Origin of the sequence: Paenibacillus phyllosphaerae, assembly GCF_014192105.1 — a bacterium.
Classification (GTDB): Bacteria; Bacillota; Bacilli; order Paenibacillales; family Paenibacillaceae; genus Paenibacillus_Z; species Paenibacillus_Z phyllosphaerae.
The window spans coordinates 579143-593091 of the sequence record NZ_JACHXK010000001.1 but is presented as its reverse complement, the minus strand read 5'-3'; the positions used below and the strand labels follow the sequence as shown (position 1 = coordinate 593091).

At 53.9% G+C, this 13949-nt stretch carries 18 protein-coding genes and 1 other annotated feature; of the genes, 9 read left to right on the top strand and 9 right to left on the bottom strand.

The annotated features are described in order from the left end of the window. Positions 1-660 (top strand): SGNH/GDSL hydrolase family protein, encoded by a 660-nt coding sequence (locus tag FHS18_RS02400; protein WP_183596522.1) that lies wholly within the window; start codon positions 1-3, stop codon positions 658-660. A 387-nt stretch (positions 661-1047) separates the two neighbouring features. On the opposite strand, the gene FHS18_RS02395 is transcribed toward FHS18_RS02400, so the two are convergent. Beyond that, positions 1048-2298 carry a methyl-accepting chemotaxis protein gene (locus FHS18_RS02395; RefSeq protein ID WP_183596519.1) on the bottom strand — a complete coding sequence of 417 codons (1251 nt, stop codon included), beginning with the start codon at positions 2296-2298 and terminating at the stop codon, positions 1048-1050. 284 nt (positions 2299-2582) lie between these two features. On the opposite strand from FHS18_RS02395, the gene FHS18_RS02390 reads away from it, so the two are divergent. Continuing rightward, positions 2583-3002 carry an O-methyltransferase gene (locus FHS18_RS02390; RefSeq protein ID WP_183596517.1) on the top strand — a complete coding sequence of 140 codons (420 nt, stop codon included), beginning with the start codon at positions 2583-2585 and terminating at the stop codon, positions 3000-3002. 66 nt (positions 3003-3068) lie between these two features. On the opposite strand, the gene FHS18_RS02385 is transcribed toward FHS18_RS02390, so the two are convergent. The 3 genes from FHS18_RS02385 to FHS18_RS02375 form a co-directional block, all read right to left on the bottom strand. Further along, complete coding sequence (locus FHS18_RS02385; protein WP_183596514.1) at positions 3069-3296, bottom strand: alpha/beta-type small acid-soluble spore protein; 228 nt, start codon at positions 3294-3296, stop codon at positions 3069-3071. A gap of 95 nt (positions 3297-3391) precedes the next feature. Next, positions 3392-4309 (bottom strand): TIGR03943 family putative permease subunit, encoded by a 918-nt coding sequence (locus FHS18_RS02380; RefSeq protein ID WP_183597323.1) that lies wholly within the window; start codon positions 4307-4309, stop codon positions 3392-3394. Positions 4310-4331: 22 nt separating this feature from the next. Next, a complete protein-coding gene (locus tag FHS18_RS02375; RefSeq protein ID WP_246427402.1) occupies positions 4332-5366 on the bottom strand; it encodes a permease in 1035 nt (344 codons plus the stop codon). Between the two features lie 193 nt (positions 5367-5559). Beyond that, positions 5560-5809, top strand: a binding site (T-box leader). Positions 5810-6272: 463 nt separating this feature from the next. Here FHS18_RS02375 and trpS point away from each other — a divergent pair. Further along, entirely contained in the window at positions 6273-7259 is a 987-nt protein-coding gene (gene trpS, locus FHS18_RS02370) for a tryptophan--tRNA ligase (RefSeq protein ID WP_183596512.1), read from the top strand. 36 nt (positions 7260-7295) lie between these two features. Here the strand turns inward: trpS and FHS18_RS02365 are convergent, their stop codons facing one another. Then, positions 7296-7472, bottom strand: coding sequence for a DUF5325 family protein (locus FHS18_RS02365; RefSeq protein ID WP_183596508.1), 177 nt, complete (start codon positions 7470-7472; stop codon positions 7296-7298). Between the two features lie 134 nt (positions 7473-7606). Between FHS18_RS02365 and FHS18_RS02360 the strand changes: the two genes are divergently transcribed. Further along, positions 7607-7831 carry an alpha/beta-type small acid-soluble spore protein gene (locus tag FHS18_RS02360; RefSeq protein ID WP_183596505.1) on the top strand — a complete coding sequence of 75 codons (225 nt, stop codon included), beginning with the start codon at positions 7607-7609 and terminating at the stop codon, positions 7829-7831. 181 nt (positions 7832-8012) lie between these two features. On the opposite strand, the gene FHS18_RS02355 is transcribed toward FHS18_RS02360, so the two are convergent. Then, entirely contained in the window at positions 8013-9002 is a 990-nt protein-coding gene (locus FHS18_RS02355; protein WP_183596502.1) for a metal-dependent hydrolase, read from the bottom strand. A 97-nt stretch (positions 9003-9099) separates the two neighbouring features. On the opposite strand from FHS18_RS02355, the gene FHS18_RS02350 reads away from it, so the two are divergent. After that, on the top strand, positions 9100-9381 hold the full coding sequence (locus FHS18_RS02350; protein ID WP_183596499.1) for a hypothetical protein: 282 nt from the start codon (positions 9100-9102) through the stop codon (positions 9379-9381). Here the strand turns inward: FHS18_RS02350 and gerQ are convergent. After that, positions 9378-9812, bottom strand: coding sequence for a spore coat protein GerQ (gene gerQ, locus FHS18_RS02345; protein ID WP_409348522.1), 435 nt, complete (start codon positions 9810-9812; stop codon positions 9378-9380). The two genes, FHS18_RS02350 and gerQ, sit on opposite strands and share 4 nt — an antisense overlap. 10 nt (positions 9813-9822) lie before the next feature. Between gerQ and FHS18_RS34180 the strand changes: the two genes are divergently transcribed. Continuing rightward, positions 9823-9972: a hypothetical protein gene (locus FHS18_RS34180; protein WP_246427458.1), complete on the top strand. Its 150-nt coding sequence runs from the start codon at positions 9823-9825 to the stop codon at positions 9970-9972. Positions 9973-10092: 120 nt separating this feature from the next. Here the strand turns inward: FHS18_RS34180 and FHS18_RS02340 are convergent, their stop codons facing one another. Further along, positions 10093-10515, bottom strand: a complete 423-nt coding sequence (locus tag FHS18_RS02340; RefSeq protein WP_183596494.1) for a cell wall hydrolase — start codon at positions 10513-10515, stop codon at positions 10093-10095. 331 nt (positions 10516-10846) lie between these two features. On the opposite strand from FHS18_RS02340, the gene cyoE reads away from it, so the two are divergent. The 3 genes from cyoE to FHS18_RS02325 all read left to right on the top strand — a co-directional run bounded on the left by cyoE (position 10847) and on the right by FHS18_RS02325 (position 13438). Further along, positions 10847-11710 (top strand): heme o synthase, encoded by an 864-nt coding sequence (gene cyoE / locus FHS18_RS02335; protein ID WP_183596491.1) that lies wholly within the window; start codon positions 10847-10849, stop codon positions 11708-11710. 163 nt (positions 11711-11873) lie between these two features. Then, the gene (locus tag FHS18_RS02330) at positions 11874-12500 is read left to right on the top strand and encodes an SCO family protein (protein ID WP_183596489.1); all 627 of its coding nucleotides are present in this window, start codon (positions 11874-11876) and stop codon (positions 12498-12500) included. A gap of 5 nt (positions 12501-12505) precedes the next feature. Continuing rightward, entirely contained in the window at positions 12506-13438 is a 933-nt protein-coding gene (locus FHS18_RS02325) for an AEC family transporter (RefSeq protein WP_183596487.1), read from the top strand. Here FHS18_RS02325 and FHS18_RS02320 read toward each other — a convergent pair. Further along, a complete protein-coding gene (locus tag FHS18_RS02320) occupies positions 13429-13800 on the bottom strand; it encodes a toprim domain-containing protein (protein WP_183596484.1) in 372 nt (123 codons plus the stop codon). The genes FHS18_RS02325 and FHS18_RS02320 overlap by 10 nt on opposite strands. Positions 13801-13949: the final 149 nt, after the last annotated feature.

Here is a 13949-nt window from a genome sequence, read left to right as displayed (position 1 = left end):
ATGTTGCTGCATGCAAAATCCAAACTGGTGATGATCGGCGATTCGATCACCGATTGCGACCGGGCAAGACCGATTGGCGAAGGGCTGTTCGGCGCCAACGGCAAAGGGTATGTGTCACTCGTAGACGCGCTGCTGACTGCGGCCTACCCGGAGCTGGGCCTGCGTATCGTCAATATGGGAACGAGCGGCAATACCGTTCGCGACCTGAAAGCGCGCTGGCAGACGGACGTGCTTGATCTGAAGCCGGACTGGCTGTCGATCATGATCGGCACGAACGATGTATGGCGGCAGTACGACCTGCCGACCATTCCCGAGCAGCATGTGTACATCGAAGAATACGAAGAGACGTTGGAACAGCTGATAGCTCAGACGCGTCCGCAGCTGCAAGGTCTTATCCTTATGACTCCGTTCTACATTGAGCCGAATGCATTGGACGCGATGCGCAGCACGATGGACCAATACGGCGCGGCCGTGAAGCGTCTGGCCGCCAAGTACGACGCGCAATTCGTCGATACCCAAGCCGCCTTCAACCAGGTGATGAAGCACATCTACCCAGCCACGTTGGCATGGGACCGCGTGCATCCGACAGCGACGGGCCACGCCGTGCTCGCTCGCGCGTTCCTGCAAGCCATCGGCTACGACTACAACAAAGGTTTGTAAAAGAAGAAGGGCTCTCCAAGTCATCGAAGATGACTTGGAGAGCCCTTTTTAATTGCACTTGTATTTAGGTAAGCGTGTCCACAAAGTGGGCGTCAAGCGATAGTCAGCTCATGGTCTCGCTATCTGCTTAAAATCAGCAGGTCACCACCCCAAGGCACCAAAGTAATGAACGAAGCTCGAACGCAGAGCTTTGTCCCAAATGACGGCTTGCATGGAGAATCGACATGCAAGCGTCATCGGGACAAAAGCGGGCCAACCCCGAAAGGACAGATCGAAGACGGCCGCGTAACGAGATACGCTTATTCCGGGTGTCCAGAGGGACGGGGCCCTCTGGTTCCCCTCCGATGGAGGGGGAAGGGGGAGGCTAAGAAAGGGTTAAGGCGCCCCTTAAACTTTAAACACCGATATGGTCCGCTGTAGCTGACTCACATTCTGCTGCATCCGCTCCGTCTCCGAGATGACGGCTTGTACCGATGCGATCTGCTCGTTCATCGAGGCAGCCACCTGCTCCGTGCCGGCAGCGGATTGCTCGGTAATCGCCGAGATGTTCTGAATGGTGTCGGAAATCTTGCGCGTGCTGTCGAGCATCGCGTTGCTTTCGGCAGCGAAGTGGCCGATCTGTTCGCTGATGAACTGGACGCTTGCGATAATTTCGGCAAAGGTTTGCTCGGTCTGATGGAGCGCTTCGGTCTGAAGCTTCACGACCTCTTCATTGGCTTGAATGCCGGTAATGGCTTGCTTAACGGCGGCTTCAATGCTTTTGACCAGCGTGAAGACTTCCTTGGTAGCGGAATTGGATTCCTCCGCCAGCTTGCGTACCTCCTGAGCGACGACCGCGAAGCCGCGTCCGTGCTCGCCTGCGCGTGCAGCCTCGATGGAAGCGTTGAGCGACAGCAGATTCGTCTGCTCGGCAATCTCCGAAATCGTATGCGTGATGGCCGAGATACCGTCCGCTTTATGCGCCAGATCTTCGATCGAAGCGGCGACGTTCGCGGTCGCTTCCACGTTGCGTTTCATGCCGTCCGCTTGGCTTTCCACGGCTTGACGGCCTTTGTCGACCAGGGTAAGCGCGAGTTCGGAGCGTTCGTTCATTTGCTTGGTCGTTTCCACGTAATTAGTGAAGCTATGCTCCATATCGCGGATGGAGTCAGCCATCACGCTAATATCGGAGGAGATTTCGGAGGCGCCCGTCGCCAGCTCTCCGGCTGAGGCGGACACTTGATCCATCACTTGCTTCAGCTCATTGTTCTTGCTGAAGATCGTACTGCTTGAATCGTTGACGACCGTGGAGATACCGGAAGTTTCTTTCAGAATATCGCGAATTTTGGTGGTCATGTTGTTGAATGCATGAGCAAGCTCGCCGCCTTTGGCCGTATCGAGCTTCTGGGTGAAGTCACCTTTGGAGACGGAATACGCAATCGTCTTCATCTCCTCGATCGTGCTCGTTAAGGATCGCTCGAAGAAAAGTGCAATCGGGAAGGTAAGAATGGCGATCACAGCAATGATGATGAGACCAGCGAGCAGCGAACCATCAGAGACGAGCAATGCGACAAGCAACAGGATGGCGAACAATACCACATTCAAATAGAAGCCTATCATTAATTTCTTGCGGATGGATAAAGAGTGCAACCAATTCATCGAACGTAACGCGCCCCTTTCGACCTATAGCCAAATTATTCTAGGTAACTTTCCTTATTATAACATCGGCATTTTGGTTGTCTATATTTGTCTAAAAACAGTACTTTAGGTCGACATGTGGCACTGAAACTAATCTGATGGTGTCATTTTTGAAAGAAAAATGAAATAAGATGTAAGAATTTTATAAAAAATGTTTGAAAATTGTAAGAAGACTGGCATATAATGAGTCTTAGGAACTAATGGAAAGATTTATGAAATTTCACTTAACGAGGTGTATGGAATTGATGAGCATGGAGGCAATGCCGCTTGCGCGGCAGGTAGATTACGTTTTTCGGCAAATGGAAGCAGAATTAACGCATGCCGCAGCAGGTACAGTCATCCTACATATTCGCAACAATGTCGTCGGCAAGTATGGGATTTGCCACAATCCCATTGAGAGCCGTAACGGCATTATAGAAGAGCAGGAGAGCGAGCAAGGCCTGTCGTTCGAACAGGTGCAAGCTTTCCGCAAGCTGGCCGTGGATTCGCTTCGCTATAAGCGGGGATGGACGCACGGGGAGATCAAATTCGACTTCAGCGTCCGTAAGGGGAACTGGTCGGCAAGCATTACGATGGAGTCGAACTACAACATGAACGTCGCGAGCAGCATGTTCCGATATCAGCCGAAGCACGGACAACAAACATTCAGGGATTCGTCCTCATAGCCACATACAGAAAAATGCTGCCCCCGTAAGGAGAGGCAGCATTTTTGTTATTGCTAGAGCTCGTTATTAGCGATATGTACCAGCCAGTTGTTGCTCCGCTATTTGAACGAGCTTGCGAGTGATGTAACCGCCAATGGCGCCAGTATCGCGTGTTGCCATATAGCCGTAGTAGCCGTCTTGCGGGATTTGGATGCCGAGCTCTTGAGCGACCTCATATTTCAATTGGTCCAGGGCTTGGCTAGCTTGAGGTACAACAAGAGTGTTGCTGCTGCGGGATTGTCCTTGTCCTGCCATCTGTGTTCACCTCCCTTGTGTAATCATAGTATGGTTAGTTGGATGAATGTTTATGCGAAAACGGATACAGAGGAAACGGAAGTAATTTTTTCCAGTTAAGAGTCGAACTGTTGGTCAAAATTATAATCCGGATACACGTAAGGCGAGGACGGCGCGGCGATCGGCGTAATCCGGGTCACATTCAGCTGCAGGATGGGGCCGCCGTCGTAGCTGCCTTCCTCGACGGTTCCGGTAACGCTCACCCACGTATCTTTCTGGAATGCAGCGGCTTGATCCGATTTCACCATGAGCCCGTAAGGAAGAGAATCGGCGGAGCAGCAATTCATAGCGAACCGGCTGACGGCAAATTGCTCGCTTCCCATCGCTTCATCCCGATACACGAAGCCGCTGACGGTAACCGTCTTGCCTTGGAATGCCGACCGATATAGATCGATCGTAGTAAGCGTCTCGATGAACCACTTGTCCGTGACGTCGATCGCCGGCTGCTGAACAAGCTGCTTGCCATATGCGGCGTAGGATTTCGTATATTCGTCGTATGGAAAAAGCGCATTTGCGCCGCCGGCGCTGCTATCCATCGCCGCAGCGGGCAGCGTCGCTTGACCGCCGCTCGATGCCTGCAGCGTTTCGGCGCCGCCGAACGTCATTCCTTTCTTGGCGGCAAGCGAGCTGCCTAGCGTCGATTCCGGCAGGACGAAGCCGAGCGCGAGCGGCAGTATGAACAGGCCGTACACGATGATATTTTTGGTAATCGAGCTTGGGGGCTCATGATCGCAACCGCAGTCGGCTGCTTGTTGACCGTTCCACGCCTGCAGGGCGGCATACACTTGATAGATCGCCGTCACATACAGCGCTAGCGCGGACAGCTTGACGAAAGTTGCCATACGCGGGGCGATATACAGCCCGAGATTATCCTGCATGACCAGATGAGCGATGAATAGGGCGAAGCCCGTAAGCAGCGCGGCGCGCACCAGATGGTGAACGAACCGTCTGCGGTCATTCGTTGCCACAGTCATCATCCTTTCTGCCGTGAAAGCTTCACATGAGCAAGTGTCCGGTAATAATCGATCCCGCCAGCACGAGGACGAACAGCAAAGCAATCATGGCCGCGACAACCTTCGTACGGAATGTCGCCAACAGCATAAGCGTGCTTTTCAGGTCGACCATCGGCCCGAATACGAGGAAGGCGAGGAGCGCGCCGGGCGGGAATACGCCGTTAAACGAAGACGCGACGAAGGCGTCCGAGGTGGAGCATAACGATAGCAGGAACGCGAAGCCCATCATGAAAGCACTACCCTGGATCGCGCCGCTGCCGAGGGACAGTAATATTTCACGGTCGATCGTCGTCTGGACCAGCGCGGTCAGGAATGCGCCGAGAATGACGTATTTGCCGATGTCGAACAGCTCGTCAGAGGCATGGGCGAGCGTGGCCGTTATGCGTCCGCGCAAGCCTTTGTTGCCGGCCGAATGGTCATGCTCGTAGATGCCGGCGATGCCGTTATTGGCTTTGGCAAGGGAATAGGCATCATGCTTGAGCGGATCGCGTTTCATGAACTTGTACAGCACGACGCCGAATATGACGCACACGGCCAGCGCAAGCCCAAGGCGGGAGTAAGCCATGCTCGGCTGCCCGCGGAACGCGGTGAAGGTCGAAGTGAAGACGACGGGATTGATGATCGGTCCGGCGAAAATAAAGATCATGCCGATGTAGGCCGGCATGCCTTTGCGAATCAATCTGCGCACGACCGGGATCATGCCGCATTCGCATAGCGGCAGCAGCAGGCCGAGCAGGCTTCCGAATAGGACGCCGCCTACGGGACCTTTGGGCGTAATGCGGGCAAGCCTTTCATCCGAGACGAACACTTGCAGAATGGCCGATACGATGACGCCAAGCAGGATAAACGGGAAGGTTTCCAATATGATGCCGATAAACAGCAGCTTGAAAGATTGCAGCACCTCGCTGTCGATGGAGGAGAGCTGTTCGATTAGACCATGATCGGCCAGAATGAGCATCAGCATGAGCAGGCAGCCGACGCCCAAGAGCGGTGTGCCAAAGCGATAGACGACACTCAAGGGGCATAAACTCCTTTCGAAGAAAACTTGTCTTGGTTTCTAAAGCGTGAACTTGTCTTTGTCTTAGTTACTAAGATATGCGTGCGAGGAGCCGCACAGGACAACCACTTGAGACAATTTCATTCAATTCGCCCAATTGGCATTAAATTGGAAAGTGTTGCTTGACTTTTCGAAAACGGGAGTTATAATCTACGTAAATGCGAGGATGGGAATAAGTAATCGTGCAGTCGTATCTGTCAGAGAGCCGGTGGTTGGTGCGAACCGGTCGGAGCGAGCGCGGTGAATGGATCCCGGAGCAGGGCTGAGGAAAGCGTTCGGTCGAACGCAGTATGCGGCTATCGTTTCGTTCCGCGTTAAGGAACTCAAGGCTTGTTCGCGCATGCTTCATGTTGAAGCGGGCAGACAAGCGAATTAGGGTGGTACCACGGTCCTTCGTCCCTTACGGGAGGAAGGGCTTTTTTGTTTTAAAAGGAACTTCGTGCACCCAAGTGCACGGACGCAATTAGCGCACATCAAGTGCGCGCTAGCAGTAAGCTTGTGGCCACAAGCGAGTCCCAAAGGAACTTCGTGCACCTCAAGTGCACATTCGCAGTAAGCCTGTGACCGCAGGTCACAAGCGAGTCCCAGCACCAACGCATCAATCCACCAACGAAAGCAACACCCTTCCACTCCATCGAGGCGAACAAGCCGCGGAAGAGCGCCTAACCCGGAGCTTTGTCCGAAGCGGACAAAAGCGGGCCACGCACCCAAGTCTCATCGAAGACGGCCGCGTAGCAGAAGTCGCCGATTCGGGGTGTCCAGAGGGCGCGTGCCCTCGGAATCCCTCCTCAGGAGGGACTTAGGGAGGGGGAATTGTTTTAAAAAAGAAGAAGTTTTCTTTAAAAGTGAAGGGGAGGCATAACCACTATGCAAAGAGTCCTATCAGGCATCCAGCCAAGCGGCCAGCTGACGCTCGGCAACTACATTGGCGCGATCCAAAATTTCGTGAAGCTTCAGCACACGCATGAATGCTTCTTCATGGTCGTGGATCTTCACGCCATCACCGTGCCGCAGGATCCTGCCGCGCTGAGGGAACAATCCGAAGCGGTAGCCGCCATCTACTTGGCTGCCGGCATCGATCCGAACAAAGCGAACGTGTTCATCCAATCGCATGTGCCGCAGCATGCCGAGCTCGGATGGTTGTTCACGACGCTCGCGTACATGGGCGAGCTCGAGCGGATGACGCAATTCAAAGACAAGTCGCAGGGCAAGGACTCGGTCGGCGCAGGGCTGTTCGTCTACCCGACGCTCATGGCGGCGGACATTCTGCTCTACAATGCGCACCTGGTGCCGGTCGGCGACGACCAGAAGCAGCATCTGGAGCTGACGCGCGATCTGGCGGGCCGCTTCAACTCCCGCTTCAGCGATTACTTCAATATTCCGGAGCCGTACATTCCGAAGGTAGGCGCACGGATTATGTCGCTCGATGATGCGTCGAAGAAGATGAGCAAGAGCAACCCGAATCCGGCAAGCTATATCGCGCTGCTCGATCCGCCGGACGTCATTCGCAAGAAGCTTAGCCGCGCGACGACCGATTCCGGCCGCGAGGTGAAGTTTAACCCGGCCGAGAAGCCGGAAGTGAGCAACCTGATGGGCATTTACTCGCATTGTGCAGGCATGTCGCTGGAGGAGATCGAAGCGAAGTATGAGGGGCAGGGCTACGGCGCGTTCAAGAAGGATCTGGCTGAGCATGTCGTCGCGACGCTGGAGCCGCTGCAGCAGCGTTATCAGGAGATTCGCAGCTCCGGAGCCGTGCATGATATTCTCAAGCAAGGCGCGGAACGCGTAACGGAGACGGCGAGCAAGACGGTGCGCGACGTCAAAGAGCGGATGGGCTTCTTGCTGCCGCGCTAATAGAAGACAACAGAACAAACGCCGCGAAGGCAGGGGTTAACCCTGCGCGCGGCGTCTTAGTTTAGCTTTGAGCACGAACCCGTAGCCGATGCAGCCCATCGTCAGCACGAAGAGTGCAAGAGTGAGCCAAGCGTTGTAGCTGATGGCAATACCGGTAGCGGTCATGAGCAATACGGAGACGATAGCGAACAGTAATGAGATAGGCTTGGACATGGTGGAAGACACTCCTTTTAAGGTTTTGAAAAATAAGATTCAAATCTAAGCATATTCTTCTCGCTTACGTATCATAATAAGCTTGCAAGCTTGCAACACATACTAAGTGCAGAGGATGAAAGGAGAAATTCCACATGGCAGGACAATCTCGCAGCAGCAATACGCTGGTCGTACCTCAAGCAAGCGCAGCACTGGAACAACTGAAATACGAGGCTGCTCAGGAGCTTGGTATCCAAATTCCTGCAGACGGTTACTACGGCAATTTCGCGACACGCGATGCAGGTTCGCTTGGTGGCTACATCACTCGCAAACTTGTACAAATCGCCGAACAACAACTGTCCGGTTCGCAATTCCGTTAATTAACGGATTGTGAGTTGGCCACACCAGGCTCAAGGGAAACCTTGAGCCTTTTTATATGCGCGCAATCATGACCGTGTATCCGCCGGGAACCGAAAGATTCGCTCCCCATAGGCAAAAAGAAAGTCCCTTCTTTATTCTGCAAGAAGGGACGCTCTTTCGTCAAGGTTTGCCAGTGTGCCACTAATAGGTATTCATGCGCAGCCGTTTTTGCAGCCGTTCATCGCTGAGCCAGCCGACATAGGAGCCGAGCGTCTTGTATTCCGAGTCCATGAGCAGCACGCCGACGAAGGGATACTGCTTGCGATGGCGGTAACGAACGTCCGACCAGCGGACCTCATAGCCCCAGGAATGTTCTTTCACTTCCGCGCAGGCGAACGAGGTGAACGACAAGAATGACTGAATCGAACGGTCGTTCATCGACTGTTCGACGGCCGGATGATCCGAGCAGCGGGCACTGTCCACCCAGCGCAGCTTGCTGCCGTGTTTGAGATCTCCGATGACGTAGGAGCCGTCTGCCCGTTGCTTCACCACATTCCAATCGTATAAGGAAATGGTCGGAATGAGCAGGTACGAATCCTGGTCCTCATAATGATCATCTAGGGAAGGAAGCCGCTTGTGAAGCGAGTAGCGGGCGGTGACTCTCCATAGATAATAGACGATCAGGACGGCATACAGGCCCGGGAACAAATAAGCGGGATCTGCAAGCCGAAGCGCCCAACAGGTAATGGCGATCACATGGGCGGTGAAAATGACCGGGTCGAAGATATGGATGATGTTCCAGGACACCCACTTCTTCGAGAACGGCCGGTAAGCCTGCGTGCCATACGTGTTGAACAGATCCGTGAATACATGGATCACGACGGCAAGCAAGATCCAACCGATAAGATGGAGCCAAGGCAACGTGAACCCGTAGGCAAGTTGCAGCAAGAAGGAGATCAGTAACGTCCAGATCGCGATCGCCGGAATCGAATGCGAGGCGCCGCGATGGTTGCGAATATAGATGGCATTGCCCTTGAGCCGCAGCAGCGTATCCAAGTCTGGCGCTTGCGACCCGACAATCGTGCCGATCAGAATGGCCGAGTAGACCGTTGGATCGGCAGTGACGACAGGGTCGACGGTAGCCAGGCCGGCAAGCCCAAGTCCCATGACCAAATGCGTTCCGCTGTCCATTAGAGTAGCACCTGCCTAACGAAATGGTATACTTCTATTTGTACGTTTTAGTATTTTCTGAATCGCTGGTTATTATAACGGAGGAGGAAGTTCCCAGATGGCCGTCTGTTTTGTCGAATATCGGATTGCAGAAGAACACGAAGAGGCATACCTTGAATGGATAGCGCAGCAGCAAGCAGCCGATCCCCGGTTTCTATTATATGAAGGAACGGATCAGCCGTTATTGTTCGTCGAGGTCTGGCAGGCAACGGATGTACAAGCCGCGGAAGCCATAAAAAAAGAACGCTGCGATGAGCGTTCTTCGTGGCGCCTCTTGTCGGAGTGGATTCCCGGAGGGCCGGCAAAACTCCATGCGTGGACATTCCGTCCGGTAACTTAACGTCCGTTCGTAGCCGGAAGCGTAGTAGCTGTAGGGGCAGTCGTGGAGGCGATCGGCGTGCTGTTCGAGATGGAGCCGCCTTGGAATGGGTATTCATAGGCAATCGGGCCGTCGAACGTGACATAATCCAGATTGAGCGTCAGGAGCAGGAAGCGCATCCCGGTTGCGGGGTCGCTGATAATGATATGATCCCGGCCGGCAGCTTCAATAATGCCTTTGAAAATTTTAGCATTCCACTGACTATTGTTCTCGTAAGTCATGTAGAACGTCGCCATCTTGCCGCGGTTCAGACGTAGTATGTTCTCTACATATGATTCCTCGACAACAGGCATCGTAACGATGTTACCGCCTGTTGGTGTAACAAAAGCACCGCTAGGTACGCCTACTGGAGGCTGCGTCTGAACACCGGCAACTGCTGTTTGCGGCATCATGGAAGGCATCATGGAAGGCATCATGGAAGGCATCATGGAAGGCATCATCGACGGCGTCATCGTTGGCATGGCGGAAGGCATCATGGAAGGCATCATGGAAGAACCAAAGCCAGGTGCCGATGCAGCGGTCATACCAGGATATGGAGTGGCATGGCCGTAACCATAACCCGCAGTTGTTGCCGGACTTACTGCACCTTTGTACCCGTAACCGTTAGACATGATTCAATTTCCTCGCTTTCTGAACATTAACATGAGATAGGCTCTTGCAGGCTGCTAAGCCTTAATACACGCGTGGGCAATCGGACCGCGTAGGGATGAAGAAACAGTGAGCTTTGTAGCGTCCTGAATTGGTTTGGTCGTACCATTCAGCGGGACAGCCTCCCGCAGGCTTGAAGAACCAGAGCGCGTTCGAAGCCGGGTGCTGGCGCTCCCCGTTAACCATCCGCTTGGCAAGACGGATTTCGCGATCGCGGGCACTTTGGTAGAAGTAGCCTTTTTGCGTGGCCTCGAAGCCCCCTGGACTTTGGTAAACCATCTGCGGAATGGAACGGATATTCTTGAAGTCGAGACAGCCGCTTCTGACGCGATTAACGCCGACGTTGCCGACCATCAGCATACCGAGGTCGCCCTCGCCTTCAGCTTCGGCTCGCATGAGGCGGGCCAGCATTTTAATGTCATCGGAGGTTGCTTTTATGACGGCCATGTGTCGTAGGATCTCACTTCCTTCCGTCTTCAGTTGGGCGATAATCCACAATCACATACTATTATGGGGTGGGCGAAAAGGTTCCTTCGGATTGCGCATCCGGCTGTGGAGAAAATGTGACGGTGCAAACGCGAACATTGTCAAAGGATTGCGACTTGAGGTATGATTAACATCGACTTATTACTACTACTATAGATGGACGTGCGCCTCGCGCGTCTTTATCGGAATACGCGATGCGCGGGCATCTTGTATTCCGCCGGAATGAAACGGGCATCGTCATCCGTGGCGTAAGCCGTTTCACCTTGGTAACCTAAGCTTAGGAGGCTCTCTTGTGTTGAAAGAATACATAGCCCTGACGAAGCCGGGATTGTTGCGCTTGAATGCATTTGCCGCGTTCGGCGGGTTCTGGGTGGCTTCCAAGTGGGACATTGATTGGCTCTTGCTGATCTATATGCTGGTGGGGACGACGCTTACGATGGCATCTGCATGTGTCATCAACAACTACTGGGACCGTGAACTGGATAAGAAAATGGAACGGACCCAGAAGCGCGCGCTCGCCGAAGGCCGTTTACAGCCATTGCATGTGCTGATCTACGGGATCGTGCTGGGCATTGTTGGACTAGCCATCCTATTTACGCTGGTTAACCCATTGTCGGGCTGGCTTGGGGTACTTGGCATTTTTGCCTATGTGGTCATCTACACCATGTGGCTGAAGCGCTCCTCTACCTGGAGTACCTCGATTGGCGGGATTTCCGGAGCGATGCCGCCGGTTATCGGATATTGCGCGGTGACCAATGTGGTCGACCTGGGCGCCTGGCTGTTATTCGCCTTGCTGTTCCTCTGGCAGCCGCCGCACTTCTGGTCGCTTGCGATCCGCAGGGTCGAAGAGTATCGCGCAGCCGGGTTTCCGCTGCTGCCGGTGGTCAAAGGCGTAAGCCGTACGAAGCTGCAGATGATTCCGTACATTGTTCTGCTTATTCCGACAGGCATCCTGCTCTATGCGTATGATTATGTAGGGGTCTTTTTCTTGATTATTTCGATTGCGCTCGGCGCAGCTTGGCTCGTACAGACTTTGATGGGCATCAAGGCGCATCAGGCGATCGAGACCAAATGGGCGAAGACGAATTTTTTCTTCTCCATTAACTACTTAATGGTGATTTTCCTGCTCATGATCGCGAACACAACTTGGTCATAACCATGGTAAGCGGCACCGTCTCCTGATGGGAGCCGCTTTTTGCAATCGGCCTTAGCTGACGGCAAAGGAGGAAGAAGGCTTACTGCGCTTGGGGGAGCGTGGCGAATTCGGCGAGGGGCAGCAGGCAACATGTCCTTCACCACATCATAGGGGGAATAGGAAAGTGGCATTCATACGTAAACATCAATTCAAAATCGCGGTGCTTGCGCTGTGCGTTGCGATGGGGATTTATTTGCTCATCTCGATGCAGGACAAAACGACCGTTACCTTCGAGTCGAATGAACCTGCGCCGGAGTTTACGCTCTCGGATCTGGACGGCAATCCGGTGAAGCTGTCGGATTCGAACGGCAAAGCAAGGGTCGTCTATTTCTATTACGCGAATTGTCCGGATGTATGTCCGCCGACAACATTCCTGATGAGCGAGCTGCAGAACGAGCTGAAAGCCGACGGCACATTCGGCAAGGACGTGGAATTCATCTCGATCACGTTCGACCCCGTGCGCGACACGCCGGATGCGATCCGCAGCTTTATCGATAAGATCCCGAATGAAATCGATCAGACCGGTTGGAAATTCTTGCGCGGCGATGACGAGCAGGCGACGGCCAAGCTGATGACCGATTTCGGCATGATGGTCGTCAAGGATCCCGAGACAGGGCTGTATTCGCACAGCGATCTCATTACGTTCATTGACCGCGACGGCAATATCCGCAAATATGTGAGAGGATCGATGGACGAGCTGGTCTCCGCCGATAAGCTGAAAGAGATAACAGACGCGCTCATCGACTTATAAGGGGAATGACCGTACTTAGCTCGATCGTCATGAACAATGTGCTGCCGCTGTCGGTAATGATTGCCTTGGGCTTTATCCTGCAGCGGTCGTTCTCTCTCGATATTCGGACGTTGTCCAAGCTGAACTTTTATTTGTTCTCGCCGGCCATCATCTTTAATTTGCTGTATACGACGGCGATCTCGCTTGAGGTCGCGTTGAAGACGTTATTATTCATCGTATTGTTCATGCTGCTGCAATACGCGGTGGTGGAGTTGGTGGTACGGCTGCGCGGCCATAAAGGCGGGATGCGGGCGGCGATGCGCAACAGCGTGCTGTTCTTCAACAGCGCGAACTACGCGATTCCGCTCAACCAGCTGGTATTCGCGAACAACCCGTTCACCATGTCGGTGCAGGTGATCGTCATGATGACCCAGTCGTTGCTGCCTAACACGTATGGCATCTATAGCGTCAATGCGCATAAGAGCAGTCTGCGTGACGTCATGCGCACGATTCTGACGCAGCCGGTGCTGTACGCGATCCCGCTCGGGGCGCTGATGCGTACGTTCAAGATCGAGCTGCCCGTCGCGCTCACCGCGCCGATCGGCTATCTGGCGGGAGCGTTCATCGGAACGGCCCTCATTACGCTGGGCGTCCAGCTCGGCAGTATGAAATGGTCGCTGCGCGCACTCGCGCTGCCTGACGTGTGGCTGTCCTGCGGGCTTCGTCTTGTCGCAGGTCCCTTGCTCGCTGCCGCAGTCGTGTGGGCGATGGGCATCGACGGGCTGATGGCGCAGGCGCTGATCGTGGCCTCCGCCGTACCGACTTCGTTATCCAGCGTCCTGCTTGCCGTCGAGTTCGACAATGAGCCGGAATTCGCTTCGCAGACCGTATTCATGTCGACCGTTCTAAGCATCGTTACCGTAACGGTCGTGATCTTCGCGCTGAATATTCAAATTTGATCTTCTTTGCTCCATGGAGCGGGATCTGGGGACGGGTACAGAATGTACGACTCCAGACCCGCTTTTTCTAATTGTTCGATCAAATAATCCTCGGGCGTCTTCTCCACGCCGGGATACCCTCTGCGCGTGTAGATATGCTCGGCATCCGGGAAGGCGTCGCGCAGCATCCCGCGGATCCGCTTGCCGGACGAATCGTTATCGGTGAACAGGTAAGCCTGCTTGCGGCCGACTTGCTTGCGCAACGTTTCAATCTGGTTCGTACTTGGCGTTCCATATGTACAATAGATCGGAATTTCCTCGCTCAGTACGCGTCTTAGGCGGCTGCGGTCATTTTTACCCTCGACGATAATCGCAATGTCCATCGCTTCATCACCTCTTCCTTATTGTAGCCCATTTTGCCAGGAAGCCCATAGATTGACTGATGATTCAGCGATTTTTCAGGGCGGTGCAACTGTTACTTTTTGATCGGCTGTCTCGTCTTAAAGAAAGGAGAAAGGCGACCTGCTAGTAG